Origin of the sequence: Halomonas denitrificans, from assembly GCA_019800895.1 — a bacterium.
In the GTDB taxonomy this organism is placed as follows: domain Bacteria; phylum Pseudomonadota; class Gammaproteobacteria; order Xanthomonadales; family Wenzhouxiangellaceae.
Window position 1 is genome coordinate 444,334 of the sequence record JAHVKF010000001.1, and the last position, 24,644, is coordinate 468,977.

Below are 24,644 nucleotides of genomic sequence, written 5' to 3' on the forward strand. Positions count from 1 at the left end.
AGATGATGAACGCGAAGACGCGAAGGCGCGCAAGAGAACCAACAGCACTGCTTCAATCCGTTGAACTGCAGATCGCGCATTGGATTGAATACATGACACCCGTAAGCAAGCGCCATCGGTTCGCGCATCCGGCCGTCGGGCTCCTCCATCCGCGTTTTCTACTCGATTCTGCGTTTCCACAAAAACACGTTTTCAATACGTTTCAGTAGTTTTTCCTTTCTATTCGCGCCTTTACGTCTTTGCGTCTTTGCGTCTTTGCGCGCATCATCCGGATTTCGGGTTCAAGAAAAACGAAAGCATCAGGCCTCCGCTCTTGCCGAGTGGTCGCGCGCGAGCAGCAGGTAGAAGGCGGGAAGGACGAAGACGGTCAGGGCAGTACCGATGCCGAGGCCCGTCGCGATCGTCAGGCCGATCGCAAAGCGGCTCTCGGCGCCGGGGCCGGAGGCGATCAGCAGCGGGATCATGGCCACGATCAGCGCTGCCGAGGTCATCAGGATGGGGCGCAGGCGGATCGCGGCCGCGTCCAGCACCGCTTCGAGCTTGCCGAGACCCTTGTCGATCTGCAGCTGGTTGGCGAACTCGACGATCAGGATGCCGTTCTTCGCCACGACCCCGATCAAGGTGATGAGGCCGACCTGCGTGTAGATGTTCATGCTGGCGAAACCGAGCATGATGAACGCCATGGCACCTGCGATCGACAGCGGCACCGAGACCAGGATGATGAACGGGTCGCGCCAGCTCTCGAACTGCGCCGCCAGCACCAGGTAGATCACGAGCAGCGACAGGAAGAACGTGACCACCAGTGCGCTGCCCTGCTGCTTGAACTGGCGGGACTGGCCCTTGTAATCGTAGCCGAAGCCCTGCGGAAACCGCTCGGCGGCCTCGCGCTCGAGAAATTCCACCGCGTCGCCCATGGCCACGCCGGGCGCGAGCACGCCCTCCAGCGCCAGGGAGTTGAGCTGGTTGAACTGGGTCCGCTGCGAAGGCTCGACGACCGAGTCGAAGGACACGACCGTGCCCATCGGCACGAGCTCGCCGGAGTCGGCTCGCAGGTAGTAGTTCGAAAGGTCTTCGGCGGTCGCCCGGGAGACGCGCTCGACCTGGGGAATGACCTCGTAGGACCGGCCCTGCATGTTGAATCGGTTGATGTAGCCGCCGCCGAGCAGGCTGGAGAGCTCCCGGCCCACATCGGCCATGGACAGCCCCAGGTCCGCGACCCGATCCCGATCGACGATCACCCGGGTCATCGGCCGATCGAAATCGATCGATTTCTGCAGGAACATGAACAGTCCGCTCTGCATCGCCTGGCCGAGCAGTTCATCGGCGACCGCCACGATCCGGTCGTAGGACTGCGCGCTCGTGATCACGAACTGGACGGGCAGGCCGTCGCCGGCGCCGGGAATGGACGGGCGCGTGAAGACCGAGGTCCGCAGGCCGGTCACCTCGCCGACGGCCTGCTGCAGCATGGGCTCGACCTCGAACTGCGAGATGTCCCGTTCGTCCCAGGGGGCCAGCTTGAAGCCGCCGAACACCGTGTTCGGCGACAGGGCGCCGAGCAGCATGAAGCTCTCGTCGTAGCCCGGAAGCCGTTCGAAGCGGGCCTGCAGCTCCTGGCCGTAGGTCTCGAGGTACTCCAGCGTGGACGTCTGCGGCGCGGTGCCCGAATACAGCAGGATGCCCTGGTCCTCCGTCGGCGCCAGCTCGTTCTGGCTCAAGCGGAACATGCCGACGATCGAGACCAGGATCGCCAGCGAAAGCACGACCACGACCACCGGTGACTTCAGGGTCCAGGCCAGCGCGCGACGGTAGCCGCCCGACAGTCGCTCGAAGTTGCGTTCGACCGCGCTCTCGAAGCGCGAGCGCTCGTTGCCGTCGCCCTTCGCCTTCAACACCTTGCCGGACAGCATCGGCGAGAACGTCAGCGCGACCACGCCGGAGACCAGCACCGCTCCGGCCAGGGTGAAGGCGAATTCCGTGAACAGCGCGCCGACCAGGCCGCCCATGAAACCGATCGGTGCATAGACCGCGATCAGCGTCGTGGTCATGGCGATCACCGGGGTCGCCATCTCCCGCGCGCCGTGCAGCGCCGCCTCGAAGGGCGTTTCGCCTTCCTCGATATGGCGATGGACGTTCTCGACGATGATGATCGCGTCATCGACCACCAGCCCGATCGCCAGCACCAGGGCCAGCAGGGTCAACAGGTTCAGCGAGAAGCCGAACAGCAGCATGATCAGGGCGCCGCCGATCAGCGACAGGGGGACGGCCAGCGACGGCACCAGCGCCGCACGCAGCGAGCCCAGCGACAGGAACACCACCACCAGCACGATCAGCACGGCTTCGACCAGGGTCTTGATCACCTCGTCGATCGACTGGTCGATGAACTCGGACGCGTCGTAGGGCAACTCGACCGCCAGCCCGTCGGGCAGCTGATCGCGGATGCCGGGCAGCTCGTTGCGCACGCGCTCGGCGACCTGCAGCGGATTGCCCCCCGGCGCCATCTCGATCGCGACGTAGGTCGAGGGCTGGCCCTTGTAGTTTGCGATGGAGCTGTAGGTCTGCGAACCCAGCTCCGTCCGCGCGATATCACCGAGGCGGACGATGCCGCCGTCGTCTTCCTTGATCACCAGGCGCCGGAACTGCTCCGGGTCGGAGACGTCCGTGTCCGTCGACAGATCGATGCGAACCAGCTCGTCCCGCGTATTGCCGATACCGGCCTGGTAGTTGTTGGCCAGCAGCACGTCGATCAGCTCGCGGGCCGTCAGGTCGATCGCCGCCAGGCGCTGGGGATCGATCCAGATGCGCTGGGCGAAGGTCCGCCCGATCAACTCGGCCTTGCCCACGCCCTGCAGCGCCTGAAGTCTGGGCTGGACCTCCCGGATCAGGTAATCGGTGATCTCCGGCACCGGCATGGACTCGCTGAAGAAGGCGATGTACATCAGCGCGGTCGATTCGCCGGTGGTCGAGGTGATGACCGGGTCGCGCGCCGCCTCGGGGAGCACGTTGCGCTGGCTGGCCACCTTGGCCTGGATCTCGGCCAGCGCATCGTTGGCGTCGTAGTTCAGCACCATGCGTGCCTGGATCGTCGAAACGCCCTGCCCGCTGGTCGAGGCCAGGAAGTCGATGCCCTCGGCCTCGGCGATGGCCTGCTGCAGCGGCGTGGTGATGAACCCCTTGACCAGCTCCGAGTCGGCGCCCGGGTAGGCCGTGGTCACGGTGACCGTGGTGCTCTGGAGCTCCGGGTACTGACGGACCTCGAGCTCCAGCGCGGCCCGAGCGCCGAGCAGCAGGATCAGGAGACTGACGACCGTCGACAGCACCGGTCGCCGGACGAACAGGTCGGTGAAGCGCATCAGCGCGACTCCGTCGAAACGCCGGCTCCGGAGGCCGACGCGGATTCGCCGTCACCGTCCTCCTTCACCTTCACCGGCTGACCGGGACGAAGGCGAAGCAGGCCCGCCGCCACGACGCGGGTGCCCGGCTCGATGCCGTCGACGATCTCGACCTGGCCGTCGCGGACCTCGCCAGTGGTGACCTGGACGCGCTCGACCGTCGTCGCGCCGTCCTGCTCACGCAGCGCGAACACGAAATCGCCGTAGGTGTTGTAGGAAATCGCCGTGCGCGGCACGGTGACCACATCGCGCACCTCCTGCCGGAACGTCGTCACGTTGGCGAACATGCCCGGCCGCAAGCGGCCGTCCGGATTGTCGAGGCGGGCCCGGACTTCGACGGTCCGGGTCGCGGCGCGGACCGACGACTCGATCGCCAGCACCTCACCGCTGAAGACCTCGTCGGCATAGGCCGCCACCCGGACTTCCACGGGATCGCCGACCCGGACCAGGGGCAGATCGCGTTCGCCGATCGTGAAGTCGACCTGGATCGGGTCGAGCTGGTTGATCTCGACGATCGGCGTGCCGACCGGGATGAACTGCCCGAGATCGACCTGGCGCAGGCCGAGCACGCCGTCGAACGGCGCCCGGACCGTCTTCTTCGCCACGATCGCTTCCTGTTCGTGCACCCGGGCCTCGGCGGCCTCACGGTTGGCTCGCGCCTCGTCGAACTGGGCGCGCGAAACCGCGTCCTGCCCGATCAGGTCGGAAAAGCGCTCGAACTGCTGGCTCGCCAGGCGCGCCTCGGCCTGCCGTGTCTCCAGGGCGGCCCGATCGGTCTCGTCGTCGAGATGGACCAGCGGATCACCGGCCTCGACGCGCTGTCCCGACTCGAACTCGATCGCATCGACCACGCCGGCGATTTCGTTGGCGACGCGCACGCCGTTGACCGCCCGCAGGCCGCCGATCGCGGCCAGCGAGGCCGGCCAGCGCTGCTCGGCGGCCGTCACGGCGTCCACCTGGGCCGGCGGCGGCGCCTGCGACATCATCGCCTGCTGGCGCTGGAGCTGCAGGTAGCGCAGGCCGAACAGCCCCCCGAGCACGAGAACGACGAGGACGATTCCGATCAGCAGGCGGGGAGCGCGGGACATGGCGGTTCCGGAGTTCGGCGGGTCGATAGATAGGATGAGGTGGGGCCGTGGCGGTCGCGTGACAAGAGCTCCGGCGCGCACGGGGATGGCGACGCGGATCAGCGACCGAGATCAGCGACGGGGGTCAGCTTCCGGACTCGTATAATGGGCGGCTTCACCACCCTGGAGTACCTGCCATGACCCAGACCATGCGCGCCCTGGTCAAGCCTGCCGCGGCACCGGGTTTGGAACTGCGAGACGTGCCGGTCCCCTCGCCGGGCCCCGGGGAGGTCCTGGTCAAGCTCCAGAAGACCGCGATCTGCGGAACCGACCTGCACATCTACCAGTGGGACGACTGGTCGCAGCGCACGATCGAGCCGCCCCTGGTGATCGGCCACGAGTTCGTCGGCACGATCGCCGAGATCGGCGTCGGCGTGCGTGGCTACGAAGAGGGCCAGCGCGTCTCCGCCGAAGGGCACGTGGTCTGCGGCGTGTGCCGCAACTGTCGCGCAGGTCGACCCCACCTGTGCCCGCACACCGAGGGCATCGGGGTGAATCGCGACGGCGGCTTCGCGGAATACGTCGTCGTCCCGGCGACCAACCTCTGGCCGATTCCCGACGAGATTCCTTCGGAACTGGCCGCGTTCTTCGACCCGTTCGGCAACGCCGCCCACTGCGCGCTGCAGTTCGACCTGGTCGGCGAGGACGTGCTGATCACCGGCGCCGGGCCGATCGGGATCATCGCCGCGGGCATCGCCAAGCACGTCGGCGCGCGCCACGTCGTGATCAGCGACGTCAACGACTACCGCCTGAAACTGGCCGCTGACATGGGCGCGACGCGAACCATCAACGTCAGGAACGAGCGCCTCCTCGACGTGCTCGACGAACTCGACATCGACGGCTTCGACATCGGCATGGAGATGTCGGGGAACCCGCAGGCGTTCAACGACCTGCTGACGGCCATGTACAACGGCGGCAAGGTCGCCCTGCTCGGTATCCTGCCGGCGGGCACGGGCATCGACTGGGACAAGGTGATCTTCAAGGGGCTGCAGATGCACGGCATCTACGGCCGCCGGATGTACGAGACCTGGTACAAGATGACCCAGATGGTCCTGACCGGCTTTCCGCTGGACAAGGTCCTGACCCACCAGATCGCCATCGACGACTTCGAGACCGGGTTCGACCTGATGGCACGCGGTCAGTGCGGCAAGGTCGTCTGCGACTGGACCGGCGAGATCGAGCCCGCGGCCTGACACGGTAGTTCGTCTCATGCTGGGTGCAATATCGGCCCGGCGTGCGATCTCCGGGGGGGCAAAGGGAAAAGGGGCTAGGGACTAGGGGTCAGGGACTAGTACACACCTGTGGAGCGAGTCATCACTAGCCCCTAGCCCCTCTCCCCTCGCCCCTCGAAAAAGAACCATCTGCGTTAATCTGCGTTCATCTGCGGTAGATATCGCTTTCAAGAATTCGAGGTAACCGAATGTCCGACGCCAAGACCTATGAACGCTTCAGCGCCGAGCTGGCCGAGATCGACGAGGCCGGCCTGTACAAGCGCGAGCGCCAGATCACCACGCCTCAGCGCGTCGCGATCCAGACGAAGGAGCGTGGCGAGGTACTGAACTTCTGCGCCAACAACTACCTCGGCCTGGCCGACCATCCGCACATCATCCAGGCGGCCAAGGACGCGCTGGACGGCCACGGCTTCGGCATGGCGTCCGTGCGCTTCATCTGCGGCACCCAGGACCTGCACAAGGAACTGGAGCGCGTCATCGCCGACTTCCACGGCAAGGACGACACGATCCTGTACGCGGCTTGCTTCGACGCGAACGGCGGACTGTTCGAGCCGCTGCTGGGTCCGGAGGACGCGATCATCTCGGATGCGCTGAACCACGCTTCGATCATCGACGGCGTCCGCCTGTGCAAGGCCGATCGATATCGCTACGCCAACTCGGACATGGACCAGCTGGAGGACGCGCTGAAGAAGACCCGGGACAAGCGTACGCGCATGATCGTGACCGACGGCGTGTTCTCGATGGACGGCTACGTCGCGAAGCTGGACGAGATCACCCAACTTGCCGAGAAGTACGACGCGCTGGTCATGGTCGACGACTGCCACGCGACCGGTTTCTTCGGCAAGACCGGCCGCGGCTCGCCCGAGTATCACGGGGTACTCGACAAGGTCGACATCATCACCTCGACGCTGGGCAAGGCGCTGGGCGGCGGAATGGGCGGCTTCACGACTGCGCGCCAGGAAGTCATCGACCTGCTGCGCCAGCGCTCCCGACCCTACCTGTTCTCGAACTCGCTGGCGCCACCGCTGGTCGCGGCCAGCCTGAAGGTGTTCGAGATTCTCGACGAGTCCACGGCGCTGCGCGACAAGCTGGTCGCCAACACGAAGTACTTCCGCAACGCCATGACCGAAGCCGGCTTCGACATCAAGCCCGGCGACCATCCGATCGTGCCGGTCATGCTCTACGACGCGCCGCTCGCCCAGAAGATGGCCGATGCCCTGCTCGAGGAAGGCATCTACGTGATCGGCTTCTTCTACCCGGTCGTACCGAAGGGCGAAGCCCGGATCCGGCTGCAGATCTCGGCGGCGCACGAGCAGGAACACCTGGAGCGCGCCGTCGAGGCCTTCGTCAAGGTCGGCCGCGAGCTCGGTGTCGTGAATTGATCCGGCGATGAGCTGACGATGTTCGGCCAGGTCGGGGTCAACGAATGGGTGGTCACGCTGATGACCGCCGGCATCGTGACGCTGGCCGTCGTCCTCCATTACGAGATCATCGCGGTGCTGAACCGATGGGTGGGCCGTCCGTCGCGCGGTCCCTTCTGGCGTCGACGGGACCGTCGGACGCTGCTTCTTGTGATGTTCGCCCTGCTGCTTGCCCACGTCGCCGAAATCTGGCTGTTCGCGGCCGGCTTCTTCGTCCTCGACCTTGCCGGTGACTTCGGTGAGGTTCTGGGCTACGAGGAATTCACTTTCCTCGACTACGTCTACTTCTCCGCAGCCACCTACACCACCGTGGGCTGGGGCGAACTCACCGCGATCGGGCCGATACGCTTCCTGGCCGGCACCGAGGCCCTGACCGGATTCATGCTGATCACCTGGTCGGCATCCTTCACCTACCTGATCATGGCCCGCGCCTGGGGGGCGGGAGACGAGGAGTCGTTGTAAAGAACGGACTTCGCGACAAACGAAAAGCGAATTCTGTCCGCAGATGAACGCAGATCAACACAGATGAAACCCCTGGGTTACCACCCGCCAGATTCAGCTACTCTGGCCGAGATGACCTCCGGGCAAACAAGGCATTGCAATGGGAGTTCGAGTCATAGACGCGAATGAGTGACAGGAAGTCCACCGGCTCGCCCGCATTGCCGAAGAGAATCGAGTGCAGGGTCGCAGCACCCAGGGATGGCCAAGTGCACGATGTCCCTTCATCGGACCAATCTTCCGTGCAGCAATGCTTGGCCTCCGCCGCGAAACGACCTGCATGGTAGGCGATTGACTCGACAAACAGATCGGTGGATCGACCATTCTCGATCGCGCGCCCCAGTTCAAGACTCATCAGCTCCTGATGAAACTCGGGTCGAACAAGGTCGAGAAACATGAAGATTCGGGTGTCCGGAGAAGAGCGATCGCGCCGAAGAGCCTGATACTCGACCAGCGCACGTCCGCTGGCAACCGCCCCTGAACGAAGGTCATCATCGGGCAGGCATTCTCCAGCCGCCAGCATGACTTCATCGACCGTACTCGGAACCTGCGCTTGCATCTCCAAGCACTTGCGGAACGCCGCAACCTGGGACTCTCGGCCATGCGACAGGCTGTAGTCCAGATCACCCACTTGAGAATGGACGGGCCCTACTTGAAATGAACCAAACAGCAACAGAACAACGAATGCCCGGATGGTATCGAATGGACCTGCCAATTCAGTGTCTTCGAGGTTTCTCATCCGCGTTCATCTGCGTTCATCTGCGGACTAATTGCCTTTGAAGCTGCCCCCTCGATCCGCTAGGCCAGCTTGATCTCCCGCAGCCGCTCCATCAGGTACCCGTGCGAGGTGATCGGCTCCGGGTAGCGGTTCGGCTTGTCGTCGCTGATGCATTGCGGCAGCGTCTCGATGACGAAGTCCGGGTTCGGGTGAAGGAAGAACGGGATCGAATAGCGCGCCTTGGCCGCCAGGTCGCCGGGCGGGTTGACGACGCGGTGGGTGGTCGACTGGTAGACGTGGTTGGTCAGGCGCTGGAGCATGTCGCCGACGTTGACGATGATGGTACCCGGCACGGTCGTGACCGGAATCCACTCGCCCTTCTTGCTGAGAATCTCCAGGCCCTGCTCGCGCGAACCGATCAGCAGCGTGATCAGGTTGATGTCCTCGTGGCGGGCAGCGCGCACGGCGCCCGGGACGGCGTCGCGGATCGGCGGGTAGTGGATCGGTCGAAGGATCGAATTGCCAAGATCGACCTTGTCGGCGAACCAGTCCGACGGCAGGCCGAGGTCGATCGCGATCGCGGACAGCATGCGCCGCCCGAGATTGTCCAGCGCGCCGTACAGGGCGAGCGCCGCGGCGCGGAACCCCTCGACCTCGTCGGGCCAGAGATTGGGCAGCAGGATGTCCGGGTGCGGGTTGTCCGCGCCCGCGTCCAGCTCCCGGCCCACGTGCCAGAATTCCTTCAGATCGGGCACATCGTGGTCCTTGGCCTGCTCCACGCCGAAGCCGGTGTAGCCGCGCGCGCCGCCCCTGCCGGGCAGGTGGTAGGCCTGCTTGACGTCCGGGGGCAGGGCGAAGAACGCCTTGAAGCGGTCGTACGCCCGTTCGATCAGGGCATCGTCGACGCCGTGGTGGGTGATGCCAGCGAAGCCGTATTCGCGATACGCGGCGCCGAGGGCGTCGGTGAAGTCGTCGCGCTTGCCGGTGAACTCTTCCAGGTCGAGGACCGGGATCCCGTAGCGTTCAGTGTCCATTGTTCGATTCCGTTCGTCGTGCTTCGTTCTGTACGATGTCGGCCAGCGATGCGGCCAGCTCCCGCGCCCGGGACTCTTGCGGCGCCTCGACCATCACCCGGACCACCGGTTCGGTCCCGGAGGGCCGCAGGACGATCCGCCCTTGCCCGTCGAGCGAGCGCTCGGCGTCGTCGATCGCCTCGGCGATTGCCGGCCTTCGATGCAGGGCCTGCCGGTCGGCACCATCGACCTCGACGTTGACCATCACCTGCGGATACCTGTGCAGGTCGGCGACCAGTTCGGCCAGCGAGCGACCGCTGGAGACCATGGCCTCCAGCACCTGGAGCGCGCTCACAATACCGCAGCCGGTGCTCGCCCGATCGAGGCAGAGAATGTGGCCGGAGGCTTCGCCGCCCAGTGTCCAGCCGCGATCGACGAGCGCTTCGTGCACGTGACGATCCCCGACCTGCGCGCGAGCGAACTCGATTCCGTGTCGACCGAAAGCCTCTTCGAGACCGAAATTGCTCATGACCGTGCCGACCACCCCGCCGTCGAGGCCTCCGGCGGCCCGGCGGCTGCACGCCAGTGCGTACAGGATGCCATCGCCGTCGACCACGTTGCCGCCGGCGTCGGCCAGGATGACCCGGTCGCCGTCGCCGTCGAACGCGACACCGACATCGGCACCTTCTGCGGCCACGCGAGCAGCCATGCCGCCGGGATGGGTGGATCCGCAATCCCGGTTGATGTTCAGCCCGTCCGGTTCGCAGTGGGTCGCCACCACCCGGGCCCCGAGTTCGCGGAACACGTGCGGCGCGATGCGGAAGGTCGCGCCGTTGGCGCAGTCGACGACCAGCTTCAGCCCGTCGAAGCGGACGCCGTGCTGCACCGTTCCCTTGCAGAACTCCACGTAGCGTCCCGTCGCGTCGTCGATTCGCCGCGCCTTGCCCAGCCGTTCCGGTGCGACGTGCTGCATCTCGAGTTCGAGCGCCTGCTCGATCCGGTGCTGGATCGCGTCGGGCATCTTCTGTGCGCTGCCGGAGAAGAACTTGATTCCGTTGTCGTGATACGGGTTGTGCGAGGCCGAGATCACGATGCCGGCCGCCGCCCCCATCGAGCGTGTCATGTGGGCGACCGCGGGCGTGGGCATCGGCCCGAGCAGCAGGACCTCGGCGCCCGCCGCGGCCAGACCGGCCTCGAGCGCCGATTCGAACAGGTAACCCGAAATCCGGGTGTCCTTGCCGATCACGACACGGACCGGCCCTCCATGCTGTTCCTCCAGCGTGCGGCCAGTGGCCCAGCCCAGGCGCAATGCGAATTCCGCGGTGATCGGCGACTCACCGACGCGGCCGCGAATGCCGTCGGTGCCGAAGTACTTGAAGCTCATGCGCGCCATTTTACGCCACCGCCCCGCCCGACCGGCATCGGCACCGGTTGACACGCCGGCCGGCGACTGGACAGACTGTCGCTCCAGACACCACGACGGAGAGCCCCGATGCGCACCGCCGACGAGTGGTTCCGCGACTATGGCCAGAGTCATCGCAATTCGACCAACAAGCGGATTCACTGGATCTGCGTGCCGCTGATCGTGTGGAGCGTGACCGCGCTGATCTGGTCGATCCCGTCGCCCTTCGACTGGTTGAACTGGGCCGTGGCGATGGCGATCCTGGCCGAAGCCTGGTACCTCGCCCTGTCGATTCCCCTGGCGATCGGACTGGGCCTGTTCCTGCTCCTGTGCCTGGGGCTCTGCGCGCTGATCGAGTCCAGCGTCGCGATTCCGCTGTGGCAGATCGGTCTCGCGGTCTTCGTGCTCAGCTGGATCGGCCAGTTCATCGGCCACCACATCGAAGGCCGGAAACCGAGCTTCTTCAAGGACCTGCAATTCCTCCTCATCGGCCCGGCGTGGCTGCTGGGCTTCGTCTATCGGAAACTGGGCTGGTCGTACTAGCTCGCTCCTTTCCTCGAAGCGACGGGTTCAAGCCGCACGCAGCCGCGAGGCCGCCAGCGCCGAATCCAGATCACCGACCAGGTCTTCCGGCGTTTCCAGTCCCACCGAAAGCCGGATCAGGCCCTCGGCGATCCCGTGGCGCGCGCGCTCCTCGGCGGTCATCGTCGAGTGGGTCATGCTCGCAGGGTGCTGGACCAGCGACTCGGCGTCGCCGAGCGAGACGGCCCTGCGGATCAGCTGCAGCGAATCCATGAAACGGACGCCGGCGTCCAGCCCGCCCTCGAGTTCGAAGGCGATCATGCCGCCGAATCCGGCCATCTGTCGAACGGCGAGCTCGCGCTGCGGACACGACCCCAGCCCCGGGTAGTGGACGCGGGCCACGCCGGCCTGGCGCTCCAGCCAGGTCGCGATCCGGCCCGCCGACTGGCAATGACGCTGCATGCGCAGCTCCAGGGTCTTCAGGCCACGCATCACCAGGTGCGCGGTCAGCGGTGCCATGACCGCGCCGGTCAGGTCCTTCAGCCCTTCCAGGCGGACGCGTTCCATGCCCTCGGCCGGCCCGACCACCAGGCCGGCGACGAGGTCGCCGTGTCCCCCGAGGTACTTGGTGGCGGAGTGGACGACATAGTCGGCCCCGCGTTCGATCGGCCGGGTCAGCACCGGCGTGGCGTAGGTGTTGTCGACGACCACGGTCGCGCCCGCCCGGCGTGCGATCGTCGAAACCGCCTCGACGTCGACCAGGCGCATGGTCGGATTGGCCGGCGTTTCGAAGTACACCACCCTGGTGGACGGTCCGATCGCCCGGGCCAGTCGGTCCGCGTCGGAAAGATCGATGTGCCGGACCCGCACGCCGAAGCGGGCGAGTCCATGGTGGAGAAACGAATACGTGCAGCCGTAGAGCGCTTCGTCGGCAATGATTTCGTCCCCGGGCGCGACCAGTGTCCAGAGCAGCGACGTGATCGCGCCCATCCCGGACGCGGTCGCCAGCGCCGCTTCGCCGCCCTCCAGCGACGCGACCCGGCGTTCGAGCAGATCGACGGTGGGATTGGAGATGCGCGAATAGACATGACCCGGCTGCTCACCGGCGAAGCGCGCCGCGCCGTCGGCCACCCGATCGAAGGTGAACGTCGAGGTCAGGTGAACCGGCGGTGTCAGCGCGCCGTGGGGATCACCGGCGTCGCCGGCATGGATTGCACGGGTGGCGAACCCGGGCTCGAGGTCTTTGGACGGGTGCATCGAACGGGCCCTTTCGGTCGAGGCGACCAGCCTACTGCTGCCCCGGCGAAAGATGCTTGCCAAATCTCCTCGCACAGCGCAGGATACTGGCAGAATCTGCCAATCCAGATCCCCCCGTGGACAAGAAAGATCTTCAAATCGCGCACGAACTGCAACTGAGTGGCCGGCTGAGCAACCAGGAACTGGCCGAGCGCGTGAGCCTGTCGCCGTCGCCGTGCCTGCGGCGCGTGCGCCAACTCGAAGCCAGGGGGGTGATTCGCGGCTACACCGCGATCGTCGACCAGTCGGCGCTCGGCTACCCGATCACCGTGTTCGTACGGATCGCTCTGCAACGCCACGATACGCGGACCGTTGCGGAATTCGAGCGCCGGGTCCGCGCGATCGAAGAGATCCTCGACTGCTTCCTGATGACCGGACAGCGCGACTACCTGATGCGGGTGGTGGCCCGCAGCCTGGAGGGCTACGAGCGGTTCATCCGGGACGTGATCCATACGATCCCCGGGATCGGCTCGATCGATACGAGTTTCGCCTATGGGGTGGTCAAGCAGGCACGCGCTCTGCCCGCTCGAGGATGATGCAGGCTCGGAGGCCGGACAGGCCGGCGCCGATCGCGTTCAATCCTCGAGATGTTCGCCGTAGGCCTCGGCGTCCATCAACTCGTCGAGCTCTCCCTCGTCTTCCGGCTTGACCGTGAACAGCCAGCCGTCACCGTAGGGGTCGTTGTTGACCGTCTCGGGCGAATCCTCGAGCAGTCCGTTGATCGCGACGACCTCGCCGGTGACCGGCGAGTAGATGTCCGATGCAGCCTTGACCGATTCGACGACGGCGCAGGCTTCGCCTCGGGTGACGGTTGCGCCTTCTTCCGGCAGCTCGACGAACACCAGGTCGCCGAGCTGCTCCTGGGCGTGGTCGCTGATGCCGACCCGGACCAGGCCGTCGTCCTGGGACTCGGCCCACTCGTGGCTGTCCGCGTAACGCAGTTCCGACGGAATCTCGCTCATCTCGACGTCCTCGATTCGAAAGTAGACCAGGTCCGGGATTCTAGCCTTCCGGCCAGGGGATTGTCAGCGCAACACGCGCTGCGCGCCGGCCGTTCAGCCATCGTCGGGTTCGGCGAGGACGGCCTCGGCGACCCGGCCGTTGCGGACGAAGGGCAGCTTGACGACGCGCGCCGGCAGGCGCTTGCCGCGAAGCTCGACCTCGACCTCGCCGCTCGCTCCGGTCGGAATCCGGGCCATCGCCACCGGCCGACCCACCGTGGGCCCGAATCCGCCGCTGGTCACTTCGCCGTCGCCCGACGCGGTGATCACCCGGGCACCGGAACGAGGAATGCCCCCGGTCCCGAGCACCAGCCCGACGAGCTGGCGATCGACTCCGCCCTCGCGCTGGGCCTCGAGCGCGCCCCGGCCGATGAAGTCCCGTTCGGAGGGCTCGAACGCCACCGTCCAGGCCAGGTTCGACTCCAGCGGGGTGGTGGTCGTATCCATGTCCTGGCCGTAGAGGTTCAGGCCGGCCTCGAGGCGGAGGGAATCGCGCGCACCCAGCCCGCAGGGCGCAACGCCGGCGTCGAGCAGGGTCTGGAACAGGTCCCCGATCAGCCCGTTCGGCAGCACGATCTCGCAGCCGTCCTCGCCGGTGTAACCGGTTCGCGCGATGAACAGTTCGCCGTGGAGCATCGAGCGGAACGGCTTCAGATGCTCGATATCCGGCACGCCTAGGCGCTCGGCGAGCACAGCGCGCGCTTCGGGCCCCTGCACGGCCAGCATGGCAAGGTCGTCGCGCTCGCGGATCGTGACGTCCTCCCCGGCCAGCCGTTCGTTCATCCACGCCAGGTCGCCGTCGCGCGTCGCGGCATTGACGACCAGGCGATAGAAGCCCGCCTCGATGCGGTAGGTGATGAGGTCATCGATGATGCCGCCGTCGTCGTTCAGCATGCAGCCGTAGATGGCCTGGCCGTCCTCGCGGATCTTGTCGACGTCGTTGGCGAGCAGCCGGCGCAGACCTTCGCGCGCGCCGTCGCCCTCCACGTCCACGACGGTCATGTGCGACACGTCGAACATCCCCGCGCGCTCGCGCACCGCCTGGTGTTCCTCGACCAGGGAGCCGTAGCGAATCGGCAGCGACCAGCCGGCGAATTCCACCATCCGGGCACCGGCCTCGATATGGGCGTCGTACAGGGGAGTCTTTGCAGCCATTGAAGTCTCGTTGAACCTTTCGAGAAGGTCGTGACGGAGCAGCCGGTTAGTGTAGCCGGGAAGCGCCCCGGAATCTGCCCGATCGTCGTTGCCGAGGCGACGTCACGCAGGTCGGCGCTCGCCGCGTCAGCGATCGGCGGTGCGACCGCCGAGCCGCCGCATCAGCAACACGGCAGGAATCGCGCCGAGCACGACGAGGACCAGCGCCGGCAGGGCCGCCCGTTCCCATTGGCCCTCGGCGGTCAGTTCGTAGATGCGGGTCGCGAGCGTATCCCAGCCGAAGGGCCGGAGCATCAGCGTGGCCGGCATTTCCTTTGCGATCTCGACCAGGGCGAGCAGGAAAGCCGTGGCCAGGCCCGGCCGGAGCAGCGGCAGCATGACCCGCCACAGGCGCTCCCAGCGGGACGCGCCGAGACTGCGCGCACTCTCGAACAGCTCGGGCCGGATTCGCGCCGCCACGCCTTCCAGCGGGCCCCAGGCCACGCGCACGAAGCGGATCAGGTAGGCCAGGAGGAGCGCGAGCAGGCCGCCGGCCAGGGTCGTCTCGAGCACCCGGTCGACGCCCGTCAGCGCGAGCATGATCGCCACGGCCAGCACCGTGCCCGGAATCGCGTAGCCGCTCGCGGCCAGCTCGCTCAGCAGCGTAAAACGGCGCGACGCGCGGTAGCCGGCGAGCAACAGGACGAGGCCGCCGGCCACGACCCCGGCAGCACCCAGCGCCCCCAGCATCACGGTGTTGCCGATCAGTCGCAGGGCGCCGGCGTCGGCCATGCCGCCGATCGACGGCAGGGACCACGCCAGCAGCTGGACCAGCGGAATGATCACGGCGGCCAGCAGCACCGCCGACTGCAGCGCGGTGGCCGCCCAGCCCCGGGCGCCCCGCAGCACGATGCGGTTCGGTACCGTTCGGCGCTCCGCGCGCCGGACCCGCGCCGAGCGGCTGGCGCGCTCGGCGAACACCAGGACGAGCATGAAGGCCATCAGCAGGGAGGCGAGCTGGGTGGCCGCGCGCAGGTCGAACAGGCCCAGCCAGGTCCGGTAGATCGCGGTGGTGAAGGTGTCGAATCCGTAGATCGAGACCGCACCGAAGTCGGCCAGCGCTTCCATCAGGGCCAGGGCCAGGCCGGCCACGATCGCCGGTCGGGCCGCCGGCAGGCTGACCCGCAGGAACACGCTCACCGGACCGGCCCCCAGGCTGCGGCCGGCCTCGAAGGCCACCAGTCCTCCTGCGCTGAACGAGGCGCGCGCGAGCAGGTAGACATAGGGATAGAACGCCAGTACCAGGATCGGCAGCACGCCGGCCGGCCGGGCCAGCGCGCCGAGCCAGCCGGGGGTGGCGCCGAAGGCTTCGCGCAGGGCGGTCTGCAGCGGCCCGGCGAAGTCCAGCAGGCCGAGGTAGATGAACGCCAGCACGTAGGTCGGAAAGGCCAGCGGAAGAATCAGCAGGGGATCGAGCCAGCGCCGGAGCGGATACTCGCAGCAGGCCGACAGCCAGGCGAGGCCGACGCCGAGCACGGCCACGCCGACGCCGACCACGCCGAGCAGGAGAGCGCTGTGCCCGATCAGCCGGGGCAGCAGCCAGGTCGAGAGATGGCTCCAGACTTCGCCGTCGACCTGAAGCCAGCTCAGGGCGAGCATCAGTATCGGCAGCCCGACCAGCGCCAGCAGCGGCGCCATCAGCAGCAAGCGCGTCGACGGCCGCCGGCGCGTCTTGCCGCGTCGAACCGGCGCCGGCGGGAGATCCGCCGGCGCAATCACCGGAGCCGATCCCCCGTTCACCGCGCGGTGAACGGGGTCGGCGAACGCGTTGCCGTCCGGGTCAACGCCAGCCCGCGCGGTCCATCAAGCGCACCGCTTCGGCCTGACGCTCGCCGGCGACCCGCAGGTTCATCGAGTCGGCAACGAACGCTCCCCAGGCCTCGGCGACGGGATCGGCTTCGACGCCTTCCACGACCGGGAACTCCAGGTTGGAGCCGGCCATCATGGCCTGCGCTTCGTCTCCGGCCAGCCATTCGATCAGCGCCTGGCCCAGGTCCGGGTCGGGCGCCTCGGCGGTCACGCCGGCGCCGGACACGTTGACATGGACCCCGCTGTCGTCCTGGTTGGCCCAGAACAGGGCCACGGGATAGTCCGGGTTCTCCTTCTGCAGCCGACCGAGGTAGTAGGTGTTGACCAGTCCGACGTCGCACTGGCCGGCGGCGATGGCCTCGATCAGGCGGGTGTCGGACGAGAACGGCTCGGTCGCCAGGTTGTCGACCCAGCCGGACACGATCTCTTCGGTCCGCTCCTCGCCGAGCCGCTCGATCATCATCGCGACCAGCGACTGGTTGTAGACCTTGCGCGACGTCCGCAGGCAGAGGCGCCCCGCCCATTGCTCGTCGGCCAGCGCCGCGTAGGTCGACAGGGCTTCCGGGTCGACGCGATCCGGGTGATAGACCAGGGTCCGGGCGCGGATCGACAGGCCGTACCACTCGCCGTCGGGGTCGCGCAGCGCCGCCGGCACCCGCTGGTCGAGGAGGTCCGAGTCGATCGGCTGAAGGAGATTCCGATCGGTGGCGTACCAGAGGTTTCCGGCGTCGACGGTAATCAGTACGCTGGCCGGCGTCGCCTCGCCTTCTGCGGCAAGGCGCTCGATCAACGCGGCTTCGCTGTCGCTGATGTAGTCGATCGCGACCCCGGTCTGCTCGGTGAAGCGCTCGAACAGCGGGTCGACCAGGTGCGGCTGACGCGACGTGTAGACGACCAGCCGGCGCTCTTCCTCGGGGGCGGTCGTGGCGACGGCATCGCCGGCTTCGAGCACCGGCGCTTCGGCCGGCGCCGGCGAATCCTCGTCGTCGCGATCGACCGGATCCTCGGACGAGCACGCGGACAGGACAAGGAGAGCGAGCAGCGGCACGGCGGCACGGGCAAGCATGGAGAGCATCGGCGCGGATTCCTGGTTGAGTTCGCTGGAAGTATAACGCGAATGATTCACATTAACTCGAACTCCGTACGCCGCCCGAACATCCACCTCGGTACACCCGCCCTGGCCATCGGTCCCCTTGGCCCGATCCCTTTCCCCTGGTCCCTTTCCCCTGGTCCCTTTCCCCTGGTCCCTTTTCCCTGACCCCCTGTTCCCCGGCCCCCTAGCCCCGGATCGCAAGCAACCGGATCTCCGTCAGGTCCTCGATCGCGAAGCGGATGCCCTCGCGGCCCAGCCCCGAGTCCTTGACCCCGCCGTAGGGCATGTGGTCGACGCGGAAACTCGGCACGTCGTTGATCACCACGCCGCCGACCTCGAGTTCGTCCCAGGCCCGGCGGATCTTGCCGATGTCGCGGATGAACAACCCGGCCTGCAGGCCGTAGCGCGACCGGTTGATGCGCTCCAGCGCACGGCCGAAGTCGTCGAAGCGCTCCAGGATCATCGCCGGGCCGAACACCTCCTCGCTGAACAGGCGGCAGTCGTCGGGTACGCCTTCGAGCACCGCCGGGCGCACCACCGCACCGTCGCGTTCACCGCCGACCAGCAGGGACGCGCCCGCGTCGACCGCCTCGGTGATCCATTCCACCACGCGTTCGGCATCGCCCTCGCTGATCAGCGGGCCGACGAACGTTTCCGGGTCACGCGGGTCGCCGGCCTTCAGGGCCCCGACCTTTTCGATCAAGCCCTTCCGGACGCGATCGTAGATGGCGTCGTGAACCAGCACCCGCTGAACCGAGATGCAGCTCTGGCCCGACTGGTAGAACCCGCCGAACACCAGCCGGTCGATCGCATCGTCGACGTCGGCATCCGCGTCGACCAGGCAGGCAGCGTTGCCGCCCAGTTCCATGACCACGGGCTTCTTGCCGGCCCTGCTCTTGAGCATCCAGCCGACCTTGTCCGATCCGGTGAAACTCATCAATTTGATCCGCTCGTCCTCGGTGAACCGCGCCGCGTCCTCGCGCGGCACCGGCAGGATCGAGAATGCACCCTCGGGCAGATCGAACTCGGCAAGGATCTCGCCCAGCACCAGCGCGCCGACCGGCGTCTTCTCCGCCGGCTTCAGCACGAACGGACACCCGGCCGCGATCGCCGGAGCGATCTTGTGCGCGACCAGGTTGTACGGAAAGTTGAACGGCGTGATGAAGGACACGGGCCCGATCGGTACCCGCTTCCAGAAGCCGATGAACGACTCGGAGCGCTCGGCGATATCCATCGGCAGCACTTCGCCCCCGATGCGGGTGGCTTCTTCGGCCGCGATCCGGAACGTATCGATCAGCCGCTGCACCTCCCCTCGCGCATCCTTGATGACCTTGCCGCCCTCGACGATCAGGATCTCGGCCAGTTCGTCGAAGCGCGCCTCGAACCGGTCGGCGCACCCGTTGAGGATGTCCCGTCGCCGGTGCGACGGCAGCCGGGCCATCGCCGGCGCCGCTTCGACGGCGGCGGCGATCGCGCGATCGACCACGGCGTCGTCGGCCTGGGCAACGCGCGTGGCGACCTCGCCCGTGTGCTTGTCGACGACCTCCAGGTCGCGATTGGCGTCGATCGGACGGTTGGCCAGATAGTACGGATAGGCGCTCTTCATGGTCATTGGAAAGCTCGCGCTCGGGTCGGGGACTTGGGTAAAGGGTCACGATCGCTCACGCGTTGCGACCCTTCCCGGACAAGGGTAACCGATCGGCCGTGCGGCGCATCGCGGGTCGCTACGGGCACCGCCCGGGAACAAGGGCTGGGCTAGAATGGCGGGCTTCCCCGTTTCCAGTCCCGGAGCTTCCATGGGCCACCGCCTCTCCCGCATCTACACCCGCACCGGCGACGACGGCACCACCGGCCTCGGCGACGGTTCCCGCACCCAGAAGGACAGCCTGCGCGTCGAAGCCTACGGCACCGTCGACGAGCTCAACAGCGCGATCGGGGTGGTCATCGCGTCGCTGCGCGCAGACGATTCCGACAGCGACGACCTGAACTCGGTGCTGCTCGATGTCCAGCACGACCTGTTCGACCTCGGCGGCGAACTGTGCATGCCCGACACGTCCCTGATCGGCGATCGTCACATCGACCGGCTGGAAGGCGAGCTGGACCGTCGGAATGCCGACCTGCCGCCGCTGAAGGACTTCATCCTGCCCGGCGGCAGCCCGGCCGCGGCCCAGGCTCACCTGGCGCGCACGATCTGCCGCCGCGCCGAGCGTCGGGTGATCGCACTGGCACGACACGAAGCGGTCAACGAGGCCGTGTTGCGCTACCTGAACCGCCTGTCCGACCTCCTGTTCGTGGTCTCGCGGGTGGTTGCGCGCGCCTCGGGCACGGGCGAGATCCTCTGGGACCACGATCGCGACCGCTGAACCGGCAATGAGCGCAACGCCCCTGATCGTCTTCACGGACCCGGCCTGTGCCGGCCATGCCCCGCTCCCGGGCCATCCGGAGTGTCCCGAGCGGCTTCGGGCCGCCCTGGACGGCCTCGCCCAACTCGACGAACTCGACGTCCGCGAGGCCGAAGCGGTCAGCGGAGAATGCCTCGCCCGGATCCACCCCGCGCCCTATCTCGACGAGCTTGCAGGGGTGGAGCAACGAATCCGCTCCGAACAACGGTCGATCTCGCTGGACGGTGACACGCACGTCGGCCCCGGGAGCTTCGACGCGATCCGTCGCGCCGCCGGCGGCGCGTGCCAGGCGGCACGCACCGCGCTGGCCGACCGGGTCGCGACCTTCGCGGCCGTCCGGCCTCCGGGCCATCACGCCGAGGCGGCGCGAGCGATGGGGTTCTGCGTCTACAACAACATCGCCCTGGCGGCGGCGGATGCATTGCACCGGCCGAGCGTCCGGCGCGTGGCGGTCTGCGACTTCGACGTCCACCACGGCAACGGCACCGAAGCCATCTTCGCCGGACGCGACGACGTGCTGTTCCTGTCCAGCCATCAACACCCGCTCTATCCCGGAACGGGCGACCCGATGCTCGGCGTGGCGCCGAACGTGGTCAACGTCGGTTTGCCACCCGGCTCCGGAAGCAACCAGTTCCGCGACGCATGGCTGGCCGAGCTCCTGCCCGCAATCGACCGCTTCCAGCCCGACCTGGTGCTGGTGTCGGCGGGGTTCGACGCGCACTGGCGCGATCCGCTGGCGCAGCTCGAGCTCAAGGACGAAGACTATTTCTGGCTCGGCCACCAGCTGCGCGACCTCGCCCGAAGCCACTGCAACGGTGCTCTGGCCGCCTCGCTGGAAGGGGGCTACGACCTCCAGGCGCTGACCGACTCGGTGCTCGCCTTCGCCGAGGGCATCACGTCCGCGCACTGAGCGGGACCCGCGGCGGTGTCTTCTAGCGGATCTCTCCGGTCCGTTCGTCTCGCGAGTTAGCCCACGGGCCTTCCGGTGGTGTCCGGAGGATCGCGATCCAGCGGGCCAACGGATGATTGAAGGGATCGAGCGAACGAAAGGGAAGCGACGTCACGAGCTCGGCATGCTCGGGTAAATGGTTCTTTCCAGAAGGATTCCTGGCACCGGACAAGGGGAAGATGGAGCGGGCGAACGGAATCGAACCGTCATCACGAGCTTGGGAAGCTCGGGTAATAACCATTATACGACGCCCGCGCCGCACGCCCATTATCGCCAGCGCCGGGGGCGCTGGCAAGGATCGGCGAGCGGGGCCGCCGGCCGAGCGCAGCGCCCTCGACCCCGGCCCGCGGCTCAGCTTCGCACAGCGTCCTGGTAGTCCATCAACTTCCGTTCGTGGTGCAGCCCGCGCGCCAGGCTGACGCACATGGCAAGCAGCACGACCGTGAACGGCAGGCCGGTGCTGATCGCTCCCGCCTGGAGGGCCTGCAGCGCGGCACTTCCGCCCACGCCGAGCAGGACCGCGGCCACCACGCCTTCGGTCGTCGCCCAGAACACGCGTTGCGGCACGGGCGCATCGATCTTGCCGCCGGAAGTGATCGAGTCGATCACCAGCGACCCGGAATCCGACGAGGTAATGAAGAACACCAGGACCAGGCAGATCGACAGGAACGAGGTGATCGCGGTCCACGGCAGTTCGGCCAGCATCTGGAACAGGGCGAGCGACGAATCGCCGATGCCCTCGGCGAGCGCGCCCGCCCCGGCCTCGACCTGGTCCAGGCCGTTGCCGCCGAAGGCGCTCATCCAGATGACGGTGACGAAGGTCGGAACGATCAGCACTGCGGTCAGGAACTGCCGGACCGTTCGCCCGCGGGAAACACGGGCGATGAACATGCCGACGAACGGCGACCAGGAAATCCACCACGCCCAGTAGAAGACGGTCCACGAGTGGTAGAAGGTCGTGTCCTCTCGGCCGATCGGGTTGCTGAGCGGCAGGATGTACTTCGCGTAGCCGGCGACCGTGTCGCCGAGATTGGTGAAGAACGACGCGATCGAACCGGCCACGATCACGAACAGCAGCAGCAGGGCCGCGAAGACCATGTTGACGTTGCTCAAAAGCTTGACGCCACCGTCGATGCCGCGGATCACCGAGATCACCGCCACGGCGGTGACACCGACGATGATCAGGATCTGGGTCTGCAGCCCCCCTTCCAGATCGAACAGGAACGACAGTCCGCTCGCGGCCTGCTGGGCACCCAGGCCGAGCGACGTCGCAAGACCGAACAGGGTCGCCAGCACGGCGACCGTGTCGATCACGTCGCCGATCCGACCCCACACCCGGTCTCCGAGCAGCGGATAGAACGTCGACCGGATGGTCAGCGGCAGGCCCTTGTTGTAGGCGAAGAAGGCCAGCGACAGCGCAACCACGCCGTAGATCGCCCAGGCGTGCAGGCCCCAGTGGTACATGGTCGCCCCGACCGCCGCCTCGCGCGCCTCCGGGGTCAGGCCTTCCACGTTCAGCGGTGTGCCGAACCAGTCGGTGAAATAGCCCACCGGCTCGGCGACGCTCCAGAACATCAGGCCGATCCCCATGCCCGCGGCAAACAGCATCGCGAACCAGGAGGCGACCGAGAACTCCGGTTCTGCATCGTCGCCGCCGAGGCGGATGCTTCCCATCGGCAGGACGATCAGCGCCAGGCAGAACAGCACGAACAGATTGCCGGCCGACAGGAACAGCCAGTCGAAGGTCTCCACGATCCAGGTGCGAGCAGCCTCGAGTGCGGATTTCGAGCTTTCGGGAAACAGTAGCGAGAGCAGCACGAAGGCAAAGATCAGCAACGTACTGACGAAGAAGACCGGGTTGTGCATGTCGAAGCCGAAGCGTTCGACGTTGTCCTGACCGATCTCGTAATCGGTTTCGTAGATTTCCTCGATGTCCTGGAGCGCTTTCTTGGTGATCTTGGTTTCTGTGCTCAAGAGTCCTCCCCGTTGCAATGCAGTTACGATCGTTGCGGAAGTTCGAATCCCGGTTGCCAGCAACTAGAAGTAGAAGCCGATGTTCACGTTCAGGCGCGAACGCCACTTGCCCGCGGTCGCGGCGTTCCTGCCGATTCCGTCGCCGCCGGCGAACCACATGTTCTTGCCGGCGATCCAGTCGAAATAGGCGAAGATTCCTCCGGCCGAAACGGAACAGCCGGTCACGTTCTGGATCGAGTCGGCGCTGTTGCGGACGTCCGGATGGATGTAGGTAAAGTCGTTGTAGCAGGTCATGCCGGTGATCGGCCCGAACTGCACCGGCAGGTCGCGTGCCACGTTGACGCTGAGCACGTCGGCCTTCGCCGCCATCAGGAACGGAAACCCGAAGGCCCCGGTCTGGACGAAAGCATCGCTGACGCCGTCCGGATTCTCGGGATCGAACTCGTAGCGGAGACCCTGGAGCTGGAGGTTCCAAGGCCCGAGGTTCGCATCGGCATGCGCCGCGACGGCGAAGCGATCGCCGGTTTCGCGCGTGATCTCGTTGTAGATTCCGCCGGCTTCATAACTCAGCCCCAGATCCAGCGTCCGGTTGGCGCCGAAGGACAGGTGGCGCTCCGCCCTGAGGTTCAACTGATTGACCTCGGCGTTCTGCTGGTCGCCTCCGGTCACCAGATCGAAGGAGTAGCGGCCGGCCCGTGAATCGCTTGCGTATTCCGGGTTCTTGAAGAATGCGTAGTGGAATGTCCAGTCGTCGCTGGGCGTATGAACGAACTTGATCCCCGTATCGTAGTCGTCCTCGAAGCCCAGGTAGTAGGTGCCTCCGAACCAGAAACCGTGGCTGGCGTAGGGCAGGATCCCGAACGGGACCTGCGTGATCCCCAGCTGACCCTGGAGCCGGTCGCTGAAATCGTAGCCGACCCAGCCATGATGGATGGCCTGGAAGTCGTTGTAGCGGCGCCATTCCGCGTCCAGGATGACATCACCGACGGTGCCCCGGGCGTTGATCCGGAACAATTCCAGCTCGAAATCACCGACCCGGTCCTTGTTGACGTCGTCGTAATCTCGCCAGGCATAGTTCAGTCGAAGTGCGCCGCCGAACTCGATCGCGGGCGGAAGCTCGTCGAGCCGGTCTTCAAGGCCTGCCACGTCCTCGGCCAGCGCGTCGACGGTCGGTTGTCGTGTAGCGCTGGAAGTCTCCGCCCCCCCGTGGTCCCCGGCTTCGGGCGTCGCGCCGGCCACGGCGTCGGTATTGTCCGCTGCTTCGCCTTGCTCGTCCGGCTCCAGCGTGGCCAGGCGTTCGCGCAGCTGGTCGAGTTGCTGCTGCAATTCGATCACCTGCCGCTGGATCTGTTCGATTTCGTCGCTCGGGGCGTGGTCGGACGATGCGAGGAGCGAGTCGGACCAGAAGATCAGGGCCACCAAGACGACGCTCACCCATCCACCGGCAGGAAACCGGACCCTGCAAACCATCATCGGCCGATCGAACTCAGGCATTGCGACTCCTCCCCGAATGATGCTCAGACCCTAGCACACGGCCATCACGACTCCGCCAACGACCCGCCGTGCGGCGCCGGACCGGCGCGATCCGCGGATCGGCAACCCAG

20 protein-coding genes and 1 tRNA gene are annotated in these 24,644 nt (G+C 66.7%); 7 read left to right on the plus strand and 14 right to left on the minus strand.

Annotated features, from left to right (window positions below; genetic code table 11):
* Positions 1-299: 299 nt before the first annotated feature.
* Both KUV67_01950 and KUV67_01955 read right to left on the minus strand, forming a co-directional pair.
* Complete coding sequence (locus KUV67_01950) at positions 300-3,350, minus strand: efflux RND transporter permease subunit (protein ID MBY6203631.1); 3,051 nt, start codon at positions 3,348-3,350, stop codon at positions 300-302.
* Entirely contained in the window at positions 3,350-4,477 is a 1,128-nt protein-coding gene (locus KUV67_01955) for an efflux RND transporter periplasmic adaptor subunit (GenBank protein ID MBY6203632.1), read from the minus strand. Before KUV67_01955 ends, KUV67_01950 begins: the two co-directional genes overlap by 1 nt.
* Before the next feature lie 188 nt (positions 4,478-4,665).
* Here KUV67_01955 and tdh point away from each other — a divergent pair, with 188 nt between their 5' ends.
* The 3 genes from tdh to KUV67_01970 all read left to right on the plus strand — a co-directional run bounded on the left by tdh (position 4,666) and on the right by KUV67_01970 (position 7,631).
* A complete protein-coding gene (tdh, locus tag KUV67_01960) occupies positions 4,666-5,709 on the plus strand; it encodes an L-threonine 3-dehydrogenase (GenBank protein MBY6203633.1) in 1,044 nt (347 codons plus the stop codon).
* A gap of 227 nt (positions 5,710-5,936) precedes the next feature.
* Positions 5,937-7,130, plus strand: a complete 1,194-nt coding sequence (kbl, locus tag KUV67_01965) for a glycine C-acetyltransferase (protein ID MBY6203634.1) — start codon at positions 5,937-5,939, stop codon at positions 7,128-7,130.
* Between the two features lie 60 nt (positions 7,131-7,190).
* Positions 7,191-7,631 carry a potassium channel family protein gene (locus KUV67_01970; GenBank protein ID MBY6203635.1) on the plus strand — a complete coding sequence of 147 codons (441 nt, stop codon included), beginning with the start codon at positions 7,191-7,193 and terminating at the stop codon, positions 7,629-7,631.
* 97 nt (positions 7,632-7,728) lie between these two features.
* Here the strand turns inward: KUV67_01970 and KUV67_01975 are convergent, their stop codons facing one another.
* Genes KUV67_01975 through glmM form a run of 3 tightly spaced genes read right to left on the minus strand, consistent with a single transcriptional unit; the run spans position 7,729 to position 10,782 of the window.
* Positions 7,729-8,406, minus strand: a complete 678-nt coding sequence (locus tag KUV67_01975; GenBank protein MBY6203636.1) for a hypothetical protein — start codon at positions 8,404-8,406, stop codon at positions 7,729-7,731.
* Between the two features lie 59 nt (positions 8,407-8,465).
* Positions 8,466-9,419: an isopenicillin N synthase family oxygenase gene (locus KUV67_01980; GenBank protein ID MBY6203637.1), complete on the minus strand. Its 954-nt coding sequence runs from the start codon at positions 9,417-9,419 to the stop codon at positions 8,466-8,468.
* Positions 9,409-10,782, minus strand: a complete 1,374-nt coding sequence (gene glmM, locus KUV67_01985; GenBank protein MBY6203638.1) for a phosphoglucosamine mutase — start codon at positions 10,780-10,782, stop codon at positions 9,409-9,411. Before glmM ends, KUV67_01980 begins: the two co-directional genes overlap by 11 nt.
* 108 nt (positions 10,783-10,890) lie before the next feature.
* Between glmM and KUV67_01990 the strand changes: the two genes are divergently transcribed.
* Positions 10,891-11,343, plus strand: a complete 453-nt coding sequence (locus tag KUV67_01990) for a DUF962 domain-containing protein (GenBank protein MBY6203639.1) — start codon at positions 10,891-10,893, stop codon at positions 11,341-11,343.
* Positions 11,344-11,370: 27 nt separating this feature from the next.
* Here the strand turns inward: KUV67_01990 and megL are convergent, their stop codons facing one another.
* Complete coding sequence (gene megL / locus KUV67_01995; GenBank protein ID MBY6203640.1) at positions 11,371-12,579, minus strand: methionine gamma-lyase; 1,209 nt, start codon at positions 12,577-12,579, stop codon at positions 11,371-11,373.
* 116 nt (positions 12,580-12,695) lie between these two features.
* Here megL and KUV67_02000 point away from each other — a divergent pair, with 116 nt between their 5' ends.
* Positions 12,696-13,154: an Lrp/AsnC family transcriptional regulator gene (locus tag KUV67_02000; protein ID MBY6203641.1), complete on the plus strand. Its 459-nt coding sequence runs from the start codon at positions 12,696-12,698 to the stop codon at positions 13,152-13,154.
* Positions 13,155-13,193: 39 nt separating this feature from the next.
* Here the strand turns inward: KUV67_02000 and gcvH are convergent, their stop codons facing one another.
* From gcvH to KUV67_02025, 5 genes are all read right to left on the minus strand, one after another.
* Positions 13,194-13,580 carry a glycine cleavage system protein GcvH gene (gene gcvH / locus KUV67_02005; GenBank protein MBY6203642.1) on the minus strand — a complete coding sequence of 129 codons (387 nt, stop codon included), beginning with the start codon at positions 13,578-13,580 and terminating at the stop codon, positions 13,194-13,196.
* A gap of 93 nt (positions 13,581-13,673) precedes the next feature.
* On the minus strand, positions 13,674-14,774 hold the full coding sequence (gene gcvT, locus KUV67_02010) for a glycine cleavage system aminomethyltransferase GcvT (GenBank protein MBY6203643.1): 1,101 nt from the start codon (positions 14,772-14,774) through the stop codon (positions 13,674-13,676).
* A gap of 126 nt (positions 14,775-14,900) precedes the next feature.
* Positions 14,901-16,451: an iron ABC transporter permease gene (locus KUV67_02015; protein ID MBY6203644.1), complete on the minus strand. Its 1,551-nt coding sequence runs from the start codon at positions 16,449-16,451 to the stop codon at positions 14,901-14,903.
* 142 nt (positions 16,452-16,593) lie between these two features.
* Complete coding sequence (locus tag KUV67_02020) at positions 16,594-17,688, minus strand: extracellular solute-binding protein (GenBank protein MBY6203645.1); 1,095 nt, start codon at positions 17,686-17,688, stop codon at positions 16,594-16,596.
* Between the two features lie 211 nt (positions 17,689-17,899).
* Entirely contained in the window at positions 17,900-19,321 is a 1,422-nt protein-coding gene (locus tag KUV67_02025) for an aldehyde dehydrogenase family protein (GenBank protein ID MBY6203646.1), read from the minus strand.
* Positions 19,322-19,511: 190 nt separating this feature from the next.
* On the opposite strand from KUV67_02025, the gene KUV67_02030 reads away from it, so the two are divergent.
* On the plus strand, positions 19,512-20,078 hold the full coding sequence (locus tag KUV67_02030) for a cob(I)yrinic acid a,c-diamide adenosyltransferase (protein MBY6203647.1): 567 nt from the start codon (positions 19,512-19,514) through the stop codon (positions 20,076-20,078).
* A gap of 7 nt (positions 20,079-20,085) precedes the next feature.
* Positions 20,086-21,027 (plus strand): histone deacetylase family protein, encoded by a 942-nt coding sequence (locus tag KUV67_02035; GenBank protein ID MBY6203648.1) that lies wholly within the window; start codon positions 20,086-20,088, stop codon positions 21,025-21,027.
* 219 nt (positions 21,028-21,246) lie between these two features.
* Here the strand turns inward: KUV67_02035 and KUV67_02040 are convergent.
* From KUV67_02040 to KUV67_02050, 3 genes are all read right to left on the minus strand, one after another.
* Positions 21,247-21,321, minus strand: a tRNA-Gly gene (locus KUV67_02040).
* Between the two features lie 96 nt (positions 21,322-21,417).
* On the minus strand, positions 21,418-22,932 hold the full coding sequence (locus tag KUV67_02045; GenBank protein ID MBY6203649.1) for a BCCT family transporter: 1,515 nt from the start codon (positions 22,930-22,932) through the stop codon (positions 21,418-21,420).
* A gap of 171 nt (positions 22,933-23,103) precedes the next feature.
* The gene (locus KUV67_02050) at positions 23,104-24,474 is read right to left on the minus strand and encodes a SlyX family protein (protein ID MBY6203650.1); all 1,371 of its coding nucleotides are present in this window, start codon (positions 24,472-24,474) and stop codon (positions 23,104-23,106) included.
* Positions 24,475-24,644: the final 170 nt, after the last annotated feature.